At 71.2% G+C, this 15,191-nt stretch carries 15 protein-coding genes; 10 read left to right on the forward strand and 5 right to left on the reverse strand.

Annotation, left to right across the window (positions count from 1 at the left end; genetic code table 11):
* From ACVNF4_RS21310 to ACVNF4_RS21320, 3 genes are all read right to left on the reverse strand, one after another.
* On the reverse strand, positions 1–1,201 hold a 1,201-nt coding region (locus ACVNF4_RS21310), incomplete at its 3' end, for a hypothetical protein (RefSeq protein ID WP_461804453.1).
* Between the two features lie 7 nt (positions 1,202–1,208).
* Positions 1,209–1,463: a MoaD/ThiS family protein gene (locus ACVNF4_RS21315; RefSeq protein WP_461804454.1), complete on the reverse strand. Its 255-nt coding sequence runs from the start codon at positions 1,461–1,463 to the stop codon at positions 1,209–1,211.
* A 48-nt stretch (positions 1,464–1,511) separates the two neighbouring features.
* Positions 1,512–2,381 carry an alpha/beta hydrolase gene (locus ACVNF4_RS21320; RefSeq protein ID WP_461804455.1) on the reverse strand — a complete coding sequence of 290 codons (870 nt, stop codon included), beginning with the start codon at positions 2,379–2,381 and terminating at the stop codon, positions 1,512–1,514.
* Positions 2,382–2,563: 182 nt separating this feature from the next.
* Between ACVNF4_RS21320 and ACVNF4_RS21325 the strand changes: the two genes are divergently transcribed.
* The 8 genes from ACVNF4_RS21325 to ACVNF4_RS21360 all read left to right on the forward strand — a co-directional run bounded on the left by ACVNF4_RS21325 (position 2,564) and on the right by ACVNF4_RS21360 (position 10,007).
* Entirely contained in the window at positions 2,564–3,331 is a 768-nt protein-coding gene (locus ACVNF4_RS21325; protein WP_461804456.1) for a response regulator transcription factor, read from the forward strand.
* Between the two features lie 96 nt (positions 3,332–3,427).
* The gene (locus ACVNF4_RS21330) at positions 3,428–4,450 is read left to right on the forward strand and encodes a LacI family DNA-binding transcriptional regulator (RefSeq protein WP_461804457.1); all 1,023 of its coding nucleotides are present in this window, start codon (positions 3,428–3,430) and stop codon (positions 4,448–4,450) included.
* 212 nt (positions 4,451–4,662) lie between these two features.
* A complete protein-coding gene (locus ACVNF4_RS21335) occupies positions 4,663–5,706 on the forward strand; it encodes a S1C family serine protease (RefSeq protein WP_461804458.1) in 1,044 nt (347 codons plus the stop codon).
* Positions 5,707–5,790: 84 nt separating this feature from the next.
* Complete coding sequence (locus ACVNF4_RS21340; RefSeq protein WP_461804459.1) at positions 5,791–5,970, forward strand: hypothetical protein; 180 nt, start codon at positions 5,791–5,793, stop codon at positions 5,968–5,970.
* 220 nt (positions 5,971–6,190) lie between these two features.
* Positions 6,191–6,925: a response regulator transcription factor gene (locus ACVNF4_RS21345; protein WP_461804460.1), complete on the forward strand. Its 735-nt coding sequence runs from the start codon at positions 6,191–6,193 to the stop codon at positions 6,923–6,925.
* Positions 6,922–8,385, forward strand: coding sequence for a HAMP domain-containing sensor histidine kinase (locus ACVNF4_RS21350; protein ID WP_461804461.1), 1,464 nt, complete (start codon positions 6,922–6,924; stop codon positions 8,383–8,385). The genes ACVNF4_RS21345 and ACVNF4_RS21350 overlap by 4 nt, the downstream gene beginning before the upstream one ends.
* 40 nt (positions 8,386–8,425) lie before the next feature.
* On the forward strand, positions 8,426–8,863 hold the full coding sequence (locus tag ACVNF4_RS21355) for a GNAT family N-acetyltransferase (protein ID WP_461804462.1): 438 nt from the start codon (positions 8,426–8,428) through the stop codon (positions 8,861–8,863).
* Positions 8,864–9,011: 148 nt separating this feature from the next.
* Entirely contained in the window at positions 9,012–10,007 is a 996-nt protein-coding gene (locus tag ACVNF4_RS21360) for a glycoside hydrolase family 26 protein (RefSeq protein WP_461804463.1), read from the forward strand.
* Between the two features lie 62 nt (positions 10,008–10,069).
* Here ACVNF4_RS21360 and ACVNF4_RS21365 read toward each other — a convergent pair whose 3' ends face one another.
* On the reverse strand, positions 10,070–10,711 hold the full coding sequence (locus ACVNF4_RS21365) for a hypothetical protein (RefSeq protein ID WP_461804464.1): 642 nt from the start codon (positions 10,709–10,711) through the stop codon (positions 10,070–10,072).
* Between the two features lie 231 nt (positions 10,712–10,942).
* On the opposite strand from ACVNF4_RS21365, the gene ACVNF4_RS21370 reads away from it, so the two are divergent.
* Entirely contained in the window at positions 10,943–11,689 is a 747-nt protein-coding gene (locus tag ACVNF4_RS21370) for a M23 family metallopeptidase (RefSeq protein WP_461804465.1), read from the forward strand.
* Positions 11,690–11,812: 123 nt separating this feature from the next.
* Here ACVNF4_RS21370 and ACVNF4_RS21375 read toward each other — a convergent pair whose 3' ends face one another.
* Positions 11,813–12,553 carry a G1 family glutamic endopeptidase gene (locus tag ACVNF4_RS21375; protein WP_461804466.1) on the reverse strand — a complete coding sequence of 247 codons (741 nt, stop codon included), beginning with the start codon at positions 12,551–12,553 and terminating at the stop codon, positions 11,813–11,815.
* A 233-nt stretch (positions 12,554–12,786) separates the two neighbouring features.
* On the opposite strand from ACVNF4_RS21375, the gene ACVNF4_RS21380 reads away from it, so the two are divergent.
* Positions 12,787–15,030 (forward strand): InlB B-repeat-containing protein, encoded by a 2,244-nt coding sequence (locus tag ACVNF4_RS21380; RefSeq protein ID WP_461804467.1) that lies wholly within the window; start codon positions 12,787–12,789, stop codon positions 15,028–15,030.
* Positions 15,031–15,191: the final 161 nt, after the last annotated feature.

The raw sequence follows: 15,191 nt of genomic DNA on the forward strand, positions 1-15,191 counted from the left end.
CAGCCAGCAGGGAGACGATCACCGAGGCGGGCGTGGGCAGCGGCAACGCGCGCGCGAGGATGGCCACGGCGACCGCCGCCGCGCCCACGGAGACGGCGTCGGAGTCGGCGCCCAGGAAGCCCGTGGCGACGATCGCCAGGGCGCTGCTCGTGACGGTGGCCATCAGGCCGTACATGCGCTCGTCGGGGTCCGCGTGGGAGCGGAGCTGGAGGATCAGGCACAGGAGCACCCAGACGCCGAGGGTGCCGAGGATCGCCGCGGGCGCGTGCTCCGTGCCGACGCCCAGAAGGACGGCGTCGGCGACCAGCGCGCCCAGGAAGGCCAGGGCGATGCCCTGACGCGCGGGCCACATCCCGTTCAGCCGGAACCAGCCCGCCGCGGTGACGGCCTGGAGCGCGACGAGGGGCAGCAGCAGGCCGTACACCCCGAGAGGCGCCGTCCCGGCCAGCAGGAGGCCCAGCAGGGCCGTCAGAGCCGCCGGCTGCATGCCGGGCTCGATGACGGGCGAACGGCCCTCCAGACGGGCGCGCTGCGCGTCGGTGATGCGCGCGTTGCCGGCGAGGGTGGCGGGGCCGTAGCCGGGGGCGGGGGTGGAGGGCTGGTCGGCGACGGCCGCGCCTGCTTGCGCGGGGGGCGCGAAACGGTCGTCCGGCGCACCCGCGTGCGCGAACCCGCCGGTGGACGTGTCAGGAGCGTCGTACGCGGCTTCCTGGCTCCCGGCGGCAGGCGGGAACGTGCCCGCAGGCACACCCGCGTACGCGCCGTTCGTCGCGAAGCTCCCGGAGGAGGCGTCGGGGGACGCGTACGGCCCGGCGGCCCGCGCGGACGTCTCGCCCGTGGCGAACCCTCCGGTGCCTGCGGCGTACGCTCCCGTGCCGTCGGCAGGCGCGTACGCGCCAGAGGTGCCGCCCCCGCTCGTGTACGGGTTCGCCTGCGCGGCTCCCGGTGCCGGCTGCTGCCAGGCGTACGGGGAGGGCGCGCTCGCGTCGGTGGCGTAGGGCCCGGCCGGCTGCGGGGGCAGGTACGCCGTCTCCTCCGCCGGGGAGGGCATCTGGAGGGACGGCTGAACGCTGGTCTCCCAGGTCTCGCCCTGCCACTGCTGGGTGTCGTCGTCCAGGGCGTCGTACGACTGCCGGCCCTGCTGCCCCTGCTGGGGCCACTGGCGCGCGTACGGGTCGTAGGGACCCTGCTGGTCGGTCATCGGTGACTCATCCTCCTGCGAACGGCGGGAGCACCTCGACCGTGCCGCCCTCGGCCAGCCGTACCGTCTCATGCGCGCGTGTGCCGACGGGGTCACCGTCGACCAGGAAGGAGCATCGCGCCAGGACACGGACGAGTTCCCCGGGGTGTCGCTCACGCACGGCGGCGAGGGCGTCGGCGAGGGTCGCCGCGTCGTACGGCTCCTCCGCGACCTCGGCGGCGGCCTTCGCGGCGGCCCAGTAGCGCACGGTGACCTTTGGCATCCGTTCCTCAAAACAGCGGCAAGCGATCGGTTGTCCGGACGTCAAAGGCTAGCCCGCCCGACTGACACCCCAGTCCCCGATGCGTGCGAGCAGCCCCTCGCTCGCCGCGTGCTCGGCGTGCCCCATGCCGGGCTCCAGCCAGAGTTCCGCGTGCCCCGAGGCGGCCTCGGCGAGGCTGCGGGGGTGGTCGAGGGGGAAGTACCCGTCCCGGTCGCCGTGGACGACGAGCAGCGGCGTGGGGGCGATCCTGGCGGCTGCCTCGACGGGCGACAGCGGCACCGGGTCCCACTCCCGGTGGTGGATGCGCGTCCCGAAGCCGTACCGCCCGACGAGCCGTCCCTCGGGCCGCGTGACGAGCCAGTGCAGGCGCCGCATCGGCACGGTGCCCCGGTAGTACCAGCGCGCGGGCGCGCTGACGGAGACGACGGCGTCCGCGTCCCCGGGGTACAGCGCGGCGTGCCGCAGGGCGACCGAGCCGCCCATGGAGAACCCGACGGTCACCACGCGCGCGTGCCCGAGCCCGCGCGCCCATCCGACGGCCGCCGCCAGATCGAGGACCTCCCGGTCGCCGACGGTGGACCGCCCGCCGGAGGCGCCGTGGCCTCGGAACGAGAACGTGACGACGGCACCGTATCGTCGCAACGCGTCCACCACCCGCCGCACGTGCGGACGGTCGACGGCCCCGGTGAACCCGTGGGCGATCACGAACACCGGGTGGCGGTCCGGTTGATCGAAAGTGTCGTTTTCTTCGCCCCGCGCGCTGCTCGTTTCGTATACAGCGAGCGGGGGATCGTATACGGAATCGATCGTCACCCCATCGGCGGTTGGCAGAAACGTCCGTATAGGGGCGAGTCTGGCCGTCTCGTCATTCGGACGAACGGCGGAATGCGCCACATGACCTGCCGGACTGTCGCTCATGTCGGCTATTCTCCTGGGCAGAGGACTCGGGCAGCGAAGCCCCCGGGTCCTTTTGTGCTTTCGGAAGGGTTGTATACGAAGCGGGAAACCGCAGGTGTACGGCAGATCGCCAGATCATCCGGCCGAGCGCACGAAGGCAGTGCCGTACATGTCCTCGCAGGGACCGAGGAGGAACCGGACGTATGAGTTCTCTGCTGCTCCTGACCAATGCCCTCCAGCCGTCGACGGAGGTGCTCCCGGCCCTCGGCCTGCTCCTGCACAACGTGCGGGTGGCCCCGGCGGAAGGCCCCGCCCTCGTCGACACCCCGGGCGCCGACGTCATCCTCGTGGACGGCCGCCGCGACCTCCCCCAGGTCCGCAGCCTCTGCCAGCTGCTGCGTTCGACGGGCCCCGGCTGTCCGCTCGTCCTGGTCGTCACCGAGGGCGGCCTCGCCGCCGTCACCGCCGACTGGGGCATCGACGACGTCCTGCTCGACACGGCCGGCCCGGCGGAGGTCGAGGCACGCCTGCGGCTCGCGATGGGCCGCCAGCAGATCGTCAACGACGACTCCCCGATGGAGATCCGCAACGGCGACCTGTCGGTCGACGAGGCGACGTACAGCGCGAAGCTCAAGGGCCGCGTCCTCGACCTCACCTTCAAGGAGTTCGAGCTCCTGAAGTACCTCGCCCAGCACCCGGGCCGCGTCTTCACGCGCGCGCAGCTGCTCCAGGAGGTATGGGGGTACGACTACTTCGGAGGTACTCGTACCGTGGACGTACACGTACGACGCCTGCGCGCGAAGCTCGGCCCGGAGCACGAGTCGCTGATCGGGACCGTCCGGAACGTGGGTTATCGATTCGTTACGCCCGAGAAGGGCGAGCGGGTCCCGGACGACGCGAAGGCCAAGGCGGCCCCCGCAAAGGCGGAGGATGCGGACGAGTCGGCCGTCGCCCTGTCCGCCGAGGTCTAGGGCCTGATCGGACGGGGCGTCGTCGGCGTGCGGTTACCGCACGGTCACCTCCGAGACGCCCTGCCCGGTACCGGTTGATCCGCGTAGACTCCGCGCGTGGCCAAGGTGACGAGGGACGATGTAGCACGCCTGGCGGGGACGTCGACCGCCGTGGTCAGCTACGTCATCAACAACGGACCCCGGCCGGTCGCCCCGGCCACGCGCGAGCGTGTCCTCGCCGCGATCAAGGAGCTGGGGTACCGGCCCGACCGCGTCGCCCAGGCGATGGCGTCCCGCCGGACGGACCTCATAGGCCTGATCGTCCCGGACGCCCGCCAGCCGTTCTTCGCGGAGATGGCGCACGCGGTGGAGCAGGCCGCGTCCGAGCGCGGGAAGATGGTCCTCGTAGGCAATTCGGACTACGTGGGTGAGCGCGAGGTCCACTATCTGCGGGCCTTCCTCGGGATGCGGGTCTCCGGTCTCATCCTCGTCTCGCACGCCCTGAACGACCTCGCCGCCGCCGAGATCGAGGCGTGGGACGCACGCGTAGTACTTCTGCACGAGCGGCCCGAGGCCATCGACGACGTCGCCGTCGTCCTCGACGACCTGAACGGCGCGCGGACGGCCGTCCGCCATCTCCTGGACCATGGATACCCGTACGTCGCGTGTATGGGTGGCACGGCTGATACCCCGGCGGTAGGGGACCCCGTCTCCGACCACGTCGAGGGGTGGCGGCAGGCGCTGGCCGAGGACGGCATCTCCACCGAGGGGCGGCTTTTCGAGGCCCCCTACAACCGGTACGACGCCTACCGCGTCGCCCTCGACATCCTCTCCGGCCCCGAGCGGCCCCCGGCGATCTTCTGCTCCACCGACGACCAGGCGATCGGCGTCCTGCGGGCGGCCCGTGAGCTGCGGCTCGACGTGCCCGGGGAGCTGGCGGTGGTCGGCTTCGACGACATCAAGGAAGCGGCGCTGGCGGATCCGCCGATGACGACGGTCGCCTCCGACCGGTCGGCGATGGCCCGGACCGCGGTGGATCTGGTGCTGGACGACGGGCTGCGGGTGGCGGGGTCGCGGCGGGAGCGGGTGAAGGTGTTTCCGACGCGGTTGGTGGTGCGGCGGTCCTGCGGGTGCCCGTAGGGGTTCTCCCGGGGGTTCTCCCGGGGGTTCATCCAGAGGTTCATCCAGGGGTTCTCCCGTAAGGGTTCGCTTGCGGAGAGCGGTTTCTGAGAGGTGCCTGAGAGGCGGGGCGTTTCCCCCTAAGGGACCTTTATCCGGGGGCGACGGCGTTCTCGGAGCGTTCTCAGCGGGCGCTCAGGTAGCTCTCATGGTCGAGGACGAGGCTTCTTTCCATGACCGAGAGCTTCCGCCGCGACGGCGAGTACGAGAACCAGCAGAACCCGTACCAGGGCGCGCAGCAGTACGGCTCCACGCCCGTGAACCCGGAGTGGCCGCCCCCGCCGCCGCACCAGCCGGTGTACACCGCATCGGCGGAAGCCCCCGGTCAGCCGGCCTCCCACGCGCAGCGGAAGCGCGGCCGCGGCCCCCTCGCCCTCCTCGCGGCGGTCGCGATCGTCGCGGCGGCGATCGGCGGCGGCACCGCGTACGGCTTCCAGGAGCTGACCCACAAGAACGAGACGGTCGCCACCACGACGACCAGCGTCGTGCCGTCCAGCAAGAAGGGCGACATCGCGGCCATCGTGGCGGCGGTCAGCCCGAGCGTCGTCGAGGTCAAGGCGGCGCTGGGCAACGGGAGTTCGACCGGGTCCGGGGTCATCGTCACGGGCAACGGCGAGATCGTCACCAACAACCACGTGATCGCCGGGGCGACGCGGATCCAGGTCCGGACGAGCGACGGGAAGACGTACACCGCGAAGGTCGTCGGCACCGACAGCAAGAAGGATCTCGCGCTGATCAAGCTGGAGAACGCGTCCGGCCTGAAGGCGGCTTCCCTCGGTGACTCCGCCGCCGTCGACGTCGGTGACTCGGTCGTCGCGATCGGCTCCCCCGAGGGCCTCACCGGCACCGTCACCAGCGGGATCGTCTCCGCGCTGAACCGTGACGTCACCGTCTCGACCGACGAGAGCCAGGGTCAGCAGCAACAGCAGGGCGGGGGCTGGCCGTTCGCCTTCGGCGGGCAGCAGTTCAACGGCGACACCGGGTCCTCAACGACGACGTACAAGGCCCTCCAGACTGACGCCTCCCTCAACCCCGGCAACTCCGGCGGCGCCCTCATCGACATGAACGGCGACATCATCGGCATCAACTCCGCGATGTACTCGGCCAGTTCGTCCAACTCCTCGGACGCGGGGAGCGTGGGGCTCGGCTTCGCGATCCCGATCAACACGGTCAAGTCCGACCTGGCGACGTTGCGGGCGGGCGGGGTGGACGGCTGAGGGTGGGTACTGGGGCTCGGTATCGGGGTTCGGCATCAGGGCTCGGCATTGGGGCTCGGCGCGATTTCAGTAAGGGGTTACGACATGATCCAGCAGGTCACTCACACCATCACCCGTACCGGCGCCGCCGACACGGCCCTCGCCCTCACGATCGTCGCCGCCCTGCATGAGCCGGTCCCTGTGGACCGTGCGCCCGAGGTCGCCGTCCTGAGCACGACCGCCGCCCGCCGGGCGCTGCGCAACCGGCGTCGTGCGGTGGCCTGAGGCGGCTGGTGTCCGGCGTCCGGCGTCTGAGGGGCATCGGCCGCCGCGCACCCCGTACCCGTACACCCCGTACCCCGCCGGTACCACGGCGTACGAAATCGTCCGTGCCGCAAGAAGACGTCCATACCCGCATCCAAGGAACATGCGAGGCTGATAGCCCTTGCCGTCGGCGAGGGCGGCCCGCCCCGCCGTGACCCCCGCACCCGAGGAAACCGAGACCATGAGCCCCGCCGAAGGCGACCGTGACACCCAGCGCATCCTGATCGTCGACGACGAGCCTGCCGTGCGTGAAGCGCTCCAGCGGAGCCTGGCCTTCGAGGGGTACGAGACCGAGGTCGCCGTGGACGGCGCCGACGCGCTGGAGAAGGCGGCGGCGTACCGTCCCGACCTCGTCGTCCTCGACATCCAGATGCCCCGCATGGACGGGCTGACCGCCGCGCGCCGCATCCGTGGGGCCGGTGACACGACGCCGATCCTCATGCTCACGGCCCGCGACACCGTCGGCGACCGCGTCACGGGACTGGACGCGGGTGCGGACGACTACCTCGTCAAGCCCTTCGAGCTCGACGAACTCTTCGCCCGCGTACGGGCGTTGCTGCGCCGCAGCTCCTACGCCGCGCCCGCGTCCGGGCCCGTCGACGAGGACGAGGCGCTCACGTTCGCCGACCTCCGGATGAACCTCGCGACCCGTGAGGTCACCCGTGCCGGGCGCCAAGTCGAGCTGACCCGCACCGAGTTCACCCTGCTGGAGATGTTCATGGCGCATCCGCGCCAGGTCCTCACCCGCGAGCAGATCCTCAAGGCCGTCTGGGGTTTCGACTTCGAGCCTTCCTCCAACTCCCTTGACGTGTACGTCATGTATCTCCGCCGCAAGACCGAGGCCGGCGGCGAGCACCGCCTCGTCCACACGGTGCGGGGCGTCGGTTACGTCCTGCGCCAGGGCGGCGCAGAATGACCAGGCTCGCCCACTGGTTCCGGACGCTCCCGATCCGGGCCCGCCTGTCGATGCTGGTCGCGGCGGCGGTGGCGTTCGCGGTGGCGGCGGTTTCGGTGACGTGCTGGTTCATCGTGCAGGGGAAACTGTACGAGCAGGTCGACAGCGACCTGCGTAAGGCGCTGAGCAGCCCGCGCCTCCAGGACCAGGCCGAGAGCGCGGTCAACAACTGCACGACCAAGGTCTCGCAGGACGTCCGCATGGGCCCCCCGAACACCTACTTCCAGGTTCTCGTGGCGAACGGCAAGAGCTGCGTCCTGCCGTACTCCCTGGGCGCGATCAAGGTCACCAAGGCCGACCGGAACGTGATCGCCAAGGGCAGCGACGGGCTCTTCCACAACAGCACCGACAGCGACGGCAATGACGTACGAGTCCTCGCGCTGCCCGGATTCACCGTCACCGACCCCTCGACCGACACCACGGCCGGCGCCGCTCTCCTCGTCGCCCTTCCGCTGAGCGGCACCCAGAAGACCCTCAACGAGCTGATGCTGATCCTGCTCCTCGTGTCCGGCATCGGAGTGCTCGGCGCCGGAGCCGCCGGTCTCTTCGTCGCCCGTGCCGGGCTGCGGCCCGTCGACAGACTCACCGAAGCCGTCGAACACGTGGCCCGCACCGAGGACTTGAACATCCGCATCCCCGTCGACGAGGACGCCGAGGACGAAGTCGCCCGTCTCTCCCGCTCGTTCAACTCGATGACCGCCTCGCTCGCCAACTCAAGGGAACTGCAACAGCAGTTGATCGCGGACGCGGGCCACGAGCTGCGCACCCCCCTCACCTCCCTCCGCACGAACATCGAACTCCTCACCCGCAGCGAGGAGACGGGCCGCCCCATCCCGGAGGCGGACCGCAAGGCACTGCTCGCGTCGGTGAAGGCGCAGATGACGGAACTGGCGTCGCTGATCGGGGACTTGCAGGAGCTGTCGAGGTCGGAGGGGCAGCGAGGAGAGCGCGTCCAGGTGGTCTCGCTGGAGGACGCGGTGGAACACGCGCTGCGCAGGGCCCGCCTGAGGGGCCCGGAGCTGACCATCACGGCGGCCCTGGAACCCTGGTACACGAGGGCGGAACCGGCGGCCCTGGAGCGCGCGGTCGTCAACATCCTCGACAACGCGGTGAAGTTCAGCCCCGGGGCGGGCACGATCGAAGTCACCCTGGCGAAGGGCACGTTGACCGTCCGCGACCACGGCCCCGGTATCCCCGAGGACGAACTCCCGCACGTCTTCGACCGCTTCTGGCGCTCCCCCTCCGCCCGCGCCCTCCCCGGCTCCGGCCTGGGCCTGTCCATCGTGGCCCGCACGGTCCAGCAGGCGGGTGGCGAGATCACCCTGACCCGCGCGGACGGCGGCGGCACGATCGCGAGGGTCACCCTCCCGGGCGCCCCGGTCCCCCCGCCGGAGACCCCTGGCTCCCCGGCCCCCGGGTAGTCCCCGTACCCCCACAGAGCCACCTCGTACGATTTCCGCCATGCCCGAAAAGTGGACCACCCGCGAGGCCACCCCCGCCGACCTCGACCCCCTGCTCGACCTCCGGGCGACGGTGATGCGCCCGGACCTGGAGCGCCTGGGCCGGTACGACGAACACCGGGTCCGCGGCCGGCTCAGGGACGCGTACGACCCCGCGCACACGCGGATCATCGAGGTGGACGGCGAGACCGTGGGCTGTGTGGCCCTGCGCCCGGCGCCGGAGGGGGACTGGCTGGAGCACTTCTACCTCGCCCCCGGCCTGCACGGACAGGGCATAGGCAGCGGCGTCCTCGGGGAGACCCTGGCCCGCACGGACCGTCCGGTCCACCTCAACGTCCTCCAGGGCAGCCCCGCCCGGCGCCTCTACGAACGGCACGGCTTCGTCCTGGACCGCGAGGACGCCGTGGACGTGTTCCTGACGCGCGCGCCGGCGTCGTAGCTCTCGGGCGGTAGCTCCCAGGTCGTAGGGGGCCGTATCAGAGGGTGCGGGGGTAGCGGAGAAACGTACGACGGAATATCCCCGGTACGAGTGGTTCGAGGGCGAGTCCGGGGGCGCGCGGGGGCGTACCCGGCGATGATGACCCGCTGTGTCGTCTCGTCTGCGTGTCCTGTTCCTCCCGCTGCTCACCCTGCTGCTCCTCGCGGGTCAGTCCTGCGTGCCGCTGTCGCACGGCGAGGACGCGCGCGTGGCGCTGTCCGGCCCGCCGTCCCCGGGCTCGGTGAAGTTCGGCGCGTACGTCGGCTACGGCTCCGACGGCATCGCCCGCATCGCCGGCCTCGGCACCTGGCTCGGCCGCGGTGCCCCGACCGTCGGCCACGCCTACCTGCCGGGCGACCGCTGGAGCAACATCGAGGGCGCTCCCGGGTACTTGGCCCACTGGGCGACCTGGCGCGCGGCCCGCAAGGACCGCCTGTTCGTCCTCAACGTCCCTCTCCTGGAACGCAATGAGGCCCACCTCTCGGACGCGACGGTCCGCGCCGAACTCCGCAGAGGTGCGAAGGGCACGTACGACGCCCACTTCCGCGCCCTGGCGCGGCGACTCGTGGGTCTCGGTCTGAACGACACCGTCCTCGTCCTCGGCTGGGAGATGAACGGCATCACCTACACGCACCGTTGCGGTCCGGACCCGGCGGCGTGGAAACGGTACTGGGTGCGGATCGTGAACGCGATGCGGAAGGTCCCCGGCCAGCGGTTCCGCTTCGAGTTCACCCCCAACAGGGGCCGGGACGCGATCCCTTGGCCCCGCTGCTACCCCGGCGACCGGCATGTCGACGTCATCGGCGTGGACGCCTACGACTCTCCGCGCGGCATGTCCTTCACGTCCCAGCTGAACGAGCCGTACGGCCTCAAGGAACACGTCCGCTTCGCCCGCGCCCACCGCAAGCCGATCGCGTTCCCGGAGTGGGGACTGTTCGACAACGGCGACAACCCGGCATATGTGCGGGGGATGTTGCACTGGATCGCGCGGCAGAGGCCGATGTACCAGACGATCAGCGACTACTGTCCGCACGGCGTCTGGCGGTGCCGCTCGAACCCCAGGTCGTCGGCCGTCTACAAGTCGTTGCTGGGTAAGAAACGATGAACCCCCTCCGGAGTACGCCGACTTGGGCAACTCGGGAGGGGGAAATGGAAGATGACGGAACGTCAGTTGACGGAGGCCCGTCGACGGCGTACCGCCATGAACGCCACGGCGGCGACGCCCGCCGCCGTGGCGCCGCCGATCGCGAGGCCGGTGGTGCCGATGCCCGCGGCCTTCTTCTCGGCGGCCGTGCCTTCGGGGCCCGCCGCGCCGCCGGGGAGGGTGTCGAGGTCGCTCGCGCAGACCGTGGGGGCCTTGGCGCCGTCGAGGAAGGCGCAGGCGGTGCTGGCCGCGCGCAGGGCCTTCTTGTCGGTCTCGCCGAGTTCGATCCGGGAGGTGAACTCGGCCTTCGCCTCCGGCTTGACGTCGGCGGTCCAGGTGATGACGCCGTCCTTGGCGACCTGGCCGCCCTCGGACGCCTCGGGGCGGCCCGCGGTCTCCGGGACCCGCTGCTCGACGCGGAGGTTGCCGAGGGCCTCGCCGCCCTGGTTGTGGACGATGATCCGGTAGGCCAACTTGTCGCCGCCGGCCGCTTTGTCGACGCCGTCGGAGATCTCGATGGACATGGGGGGAGCGGCGGGCGCGGCCTTCTTGCCGGCCTCCTGCTCGGGGCCGTCGGCGACGGCGGCGGTGACCGGCTGGATCAGGGCGAGGCAGACGGCGGCCGGGACGAGGGCGATCCGGGACAGGCGCAGACCAGAGGTCACGGTGGGGGGTCCTTCCGTACGGGCACGAAGGCTTATGGGCACGAAGGCTTACGGGTAGGAGGCTCATGGCAGCACGGCCCGCCGACCGGCCGGTCCCGACATTCCGATGGTCACGCCCGCTTGGGTCACGGGTTTGACGCCATCCGAGGGAACGGCCCCGCGACCCGTCTGTCGTACCTCTCGGGGACTCCATCCGGCCTAGATGATCCGATAATGCTACGAAAACAGCGCATGCGTGCCCACCGCCTCGGCGCCGCGATCGGAGCGGTCCTCCTGGTCGCCCTCACCGCCGCCCCCGCCGACGCCCGCGACTCCTTCCCCGACCGGGCCGCGCGCATGGTCCAGGAACACGAACAGGCGCGCGCCCGGGTCGACTTGCTGCGCCGGGCGGACGCGGAGCCGATGCGGATCAGGGCCGCCGAGCGGCGTCGCAAGGCGGTCCGCGACCGGCTGTGGGACCTGCTGCGGGCCCATGAGCGCGCCCTCGGCGACCCGGTCGCCGTCAACCCCTCGGGGAAGGGCGCGGGTTGCCCGAAGGGCCCGGTGACCGCGGCACCGCGCGCGGTCTCCCGCTGGACCGCCCCCACGCGCGGCTACTGGCTCTCCGCCGGGTACGCCGCGAAGGGCAGCCGCTGGCAGAACCGGCACACCGGCCAGGACTTCGCCGTCGGCACCGGCACCCCCGTCTACGCGGTCGGCGCGGGCGAGGTCCGGGTCACCACCTGCGGCGACGGCTTCGGCAACCAGATCCTGATCCGGCACCGCGACGGCTACTTCACCCAGTACGCCCACCTCTCCCGTATCGACGTCCGCAAGGGCCAGCGGGTCGCCGCCGGGCAGCGCATCGGGCTGTCGGGGGCATCGGGGAACGTGACCGGGCCGCATCTGCACTTCGAGGTGCGCGTCACCCCGTACCTGGGGTCAGCCGTACCCCCGATCTCCTGGCTGAAGCGGAAGTCGGTACGGGTCGTGAAGTAGCCCCTGAGGAAGCGCCCCCTTGGTACTACGGGTACGACGGGTACGACAGGCGAGGCCCGCCCCGCGTGAGGACTGCGCGGGGCGGGCCCGGTACCCGTACGACCCGTAGACCTTCAGGGGGTCTCAGCCCGGGTGGATCACGGCGTCCCGGGCGACGGCCCGCATCTGGGTCTTCTTCGTCGGCGTCAGCAGCGTGCTCGTCCCACTCGTGGTCGTGTCCACGCAGACCCCGCCGAACTGGGCGGAGTACAGGTAGTACGACTTGGCGAAGTTCGTGAACGGCTTGCCGTCGACGAGGACGTTGTCGTACCGGACGCCGTTCGTGACGGCCGCGCCCCAGTCGTGGATCTCGGTGACCACCTCCACCTGGGTGCCGGAGGACGGGCCGGTGACATGCACCGTCTGCCACCAGTTACGGGTGACGTTCTTGATGTACATCTCGTAGTCCTGCGAGTTCTTCGGCGTCTTGACGCTCGCCTGGATGACGTCGCCGGGCCCGACCGCGCGCTTGGCGTAGACGAAGTCCGCCGGGAACTGCTCCCACCAGGCGTAGTACGTCGCCTTCCCGGCATCGCACTCCACGCTCGTGCCGATCTGGTTGAGCGGGTCCTTCCAGCTGTCGCCGCTGCCGAAGCCCACCCACTGGTCGGTGAGGCCGTCGGGGTTGCCGGTCGCGGAGGTGCAGTCGGCGGCCGGGACCTTCCACTGCGCGCTGACGCTGGTGTGGACCCCGTCGAGCTGGAAGCCGGTCCAGTTGCCCTGGGGTGCGGTGCAGGCGGCGGCCTCGGCGAAGGCGGGCCCCGTCATCATCAGGGCCGAACAGGAGAGCGAGCCGAGGACGGCAAGCCGTCGTTTTGTACGCATACGGCGATGATCAAGTCCGCCACCTGCGCTTTCGCTCCGCCACTCCGGAGGCTGAGCCGCACGGGTACGCGATTCCCCCCGGCCTGACGGGTGAACGAGACGGTCACTCACGGGTGATTCCGCGAAACCCCGCGCAGGGCACCCGTAGTACCGGTCACACCTGTGGGTGAGGGCCTGTGCCACATGCCCTGAGGGAGTGGGGCAGCGTCCGGGGGAGAGAAGGAAGGCAGCGCATGACCACCCGTCAGTACCGGCCGGAGGCCGCCCGCAAGACAGAACGTGCCCGCCGCTGGGCCGCCTGCGCGGCTCTGGGCGCCGTAGCCCTCGGCGCGGCCGGCCTCACCCCGGCCTCCGCCCAGGGCCGTACCCCTGAGGTCTTGTCCCCCTTCGGAGCCATGGCCGCCCCCGATCCAGGGGATGTCCTCACTCCGGAGGCCCGTAGTACCTCCGCCGGCTCCGCCGCCCGAAGAACCGCCGACGAGGCTGGCCCCCGTCATACCCGTAGTACCTCCGACACCCTCGGCACCGACGCCCTCGACGCCGGTTCCTCCCGTGCCCTCTCCCCCTCCGGCACCGCCGTACGCCAGCGCGTCGGCAGCGTCCGCGAGGGGGCGCTCGCGCCGATCTGCGGGACGAAGCCGGGCGAAGAGGTCCGCTTCCCGCTCTTCGACGACGTCCTGGTGACAGCGGTGGAGACCGGCCGTGAGACGGTCGGCGGCTTCATCGTCTGGCACGGCGAGGTCCCCGGCACCACCGACCAGACGGTGCTGGTCACGCTGGACGGCGGCTGCGACGGCACGTCCGGCAACGAGTACCTGGGCGCCCAGTTCTCCCTGGGCGGCGCACTGTTCGACATCACCCCGACCGGCCCCGGGAAGGTCGTCATCTCCGAGACGACGCCACTGGTCGACGAACACGAGACGCAGGCGGTGCCGCCCCGGGCAGCCATGGCGCACGCCCCTCGTGCCCCCCGCGGTCTCCGTGATACCCGTACCCCCCGTAAGGGTCCCAAGGCGGCCTGCAAGGGCGGCGCGAACATCGCGGTCGTGGACACGCTGGTCGCCTACACCCCGAAGGCCAAGGCGGAGGCGGGCGGCGACGCCCAGATCCGCGCGCAGGCCGTGAAGGGCGTCACGCTGGCGAACGAGGCGTTCTCGACGAGCGGCGTCAACGTCCGCCTGCGGCTGGTGTACACGACGCCGGTCGACGTCCCGGCGGCGTACGACACCGTCTCGAACGCCTCGCTGGCCGCGTTCGCGAAGAAGGGCGACGGGATCGCCGACACGCTGCCGACGCTGCGCGACAAGTACGGGGCGGACCAGGTCAGCGTGATCGCGGGCGGTAAGGCGGCCGGCGGCATCGGGTACATCCCGGCGCCGCCGGGGCCGTCCTGGGCGGACTGGACGTACACGGTCGTCGCCCAGTCGGCGATCGCGAGTTACTCCTTCGGGCACGAGATCGGGCACAACCTCGGCTCCAACCACGACTGGACGACCGACCCGTCCCAGCCGGACAACGGGGCGAGCGGCTACTTCCCGTCGAAGGGCGAGTTCTCGACGCTGATGGCGTACGAATCGAGCTGCCGGACGGCGACGAAGGGCGCCTGCGGCCGGGTCAACCGGTTCTCCAACTCCCGTCAGAACTACCGTGGGTTGCCGCTCGGCAGGCCGATGACACAGACCGACTCGGCGGACTCGGCGGCGATCCTCGGCGCGAACGGCAAGGCGGTCGCGGCGTACCGCAAGGCCGTCACGGACGACTCGCTGTGCGGGGTGACGACGTCCGTCTCCCCGGCCGCCGCCGGCACGGTCACGCCCGAGACGCCGGGCCCGTACGCGAAGAACGCGACGGTCTACTTCACGGCGACGCCCGCCAAGGGGTACGTCTTCGACCACTGGATGCTGGACGGCAGGCAACAGGCGTCCAAGGCAACGAGGTTCGCGGTCTCGACCGCCAACGACCGTGCGCTGCAAGCCGTGTTCAAGAAGGGCACGACCCCCACGGCGAAGGTGACGACGAAGTCGTCCGGCAGCGGGACGGTGAAGGCGACGCCGACGAAGAAGTCGCTCGCCGCCGGGGATCCTCTCGTCGGCACCGAACTGCTCTACGAGGCTGTACCGGCAGCCGGTTGGAGCTTCGCGGGGTGGAAGATGAGCAGCGGCTCCTATGCGGGTGACCTCTCCCGGGTCGGCGTGCGGGTCGGTGAGAGCGACCAGGGTCTGGAGGCGGTGTTCGCGCCGCGCACGCTCACCCTTGAGCTGTGCCCGCACGGCCACGGCACGCTGACGGCGACCCGCACCGGCAAGTACGCCGCCGGAGACATCGCGATCGTGACGGCGAAACCGGCCAAGGGGCATGTCCTGACAGGCTGGTTGCTCGACGGACGCCCGTACGCGGGGAGCCCGTCCGGGGAGGCGATCGTCAGCTTCACCGACGGCCGCAGCCACACGCTGAAGGCGAAGTTCCGCAAGAAGTAGGCGAGTTGGCCGAGGCTCCCGCCGGCCTCCGTGGCCGGCGGGACGCGCGGCGCCGCCGGGCGGGAGGCCGGTGTGCTCCCGCCCCGCGGCGCCGGGTAGGGGGCGTTCGCGGTCTGCTTGCGCAGGGTCGCCGGGAAGGCCGGGAGGTTGACGGCGAACCT

The organism is Streptomyces sp. S6, assembly GCF_054880855.1.

Excerpts from the sequence above, each read along its gene's own strand:
- ACVNF4_RS21350 (WP_461804461.1), top strand. The coding sequence starts at position 6,922 with ATGACCAGGCTCGCCCACTGGTTCCGGACGCTCCCGATCCGGGCCCGC.
- ACVNF4_RS21315 (WP_461804454.1), bottom strand. The coding sequence starts at position 1,463 with ATGCCAAAGGTCACCGTGCGCTACTGGGCCGCCGCGAAGGCCGCCGCC.
- ACVNF4_RS21345 (WP_461804460.1), top strand. The coding sequence starts at position 6,191 with ATGAGCCCCGCCGAAGGCGACCGTGACACCCAGCGCATCCTGATCGTC.
- ACVNF4_RS21370 (WP_461804465.1), top strand. The coding sequence starts at position 10,943 with ATGCGTGCCCACCGCCTCGGCGCCGCGATCGGAGCGGTCCTCCTGGTC.
- ACVNF4_RS21320 (WP_461804455.1), bottom strand. The coding sequence starts at position 2,381 with ATGAGCGACAGTCCGGCAGGTCATGTGGCGCATTCCGCCGTTCGTCCG.
- ACVNF4_RS21340 (WP_461804459.1), top strand. The coding sequence starts at position 5,791 with ATGATCCAGCAGGTCACTCACACCATCACCCGTACCGGCGCCGCCGAC.
- ACVNF4_RS21375 (WP_461804466.1), bottom strand. The coding sequence starts at position 12,553 with ATGCGTACAAAACGACGGCTTGCCGTCCTCGGCTCGCTCTCCTGTTCG.
- ACVNF4_RS21355 (WP_461804462.1), top strand. The coding sequence starts at position 8,426 with ATGCCCGAAAAGTGGACCACCCGCGAGGCCACCCCCGCCGACCTCGAC.
- ACVNF4_RS21325 (WP_461804456.1), top strand. The coding sequence starts at position 2,564 with ATGAGTTCTCTGCTGCTCCTGACCAATGCCCTCCAGCCGTCGACGGAG.
- ACVNF4_RS21335 (WP_461804458.1), top strand. The coding sequence starts at position 4,663 with ATGACCGAGAGCTTCCGCCGCGACGGCGAGTACGAGAACCAGCAGAAC.
- ACVNF4_RS21380 (WP_461804467.1), top strand. The coding sequence starts at position 12,787 with ATGACCACCCGTCAGTACCGGCCGGAGGCCGCCCGCAAGACAGAACGT.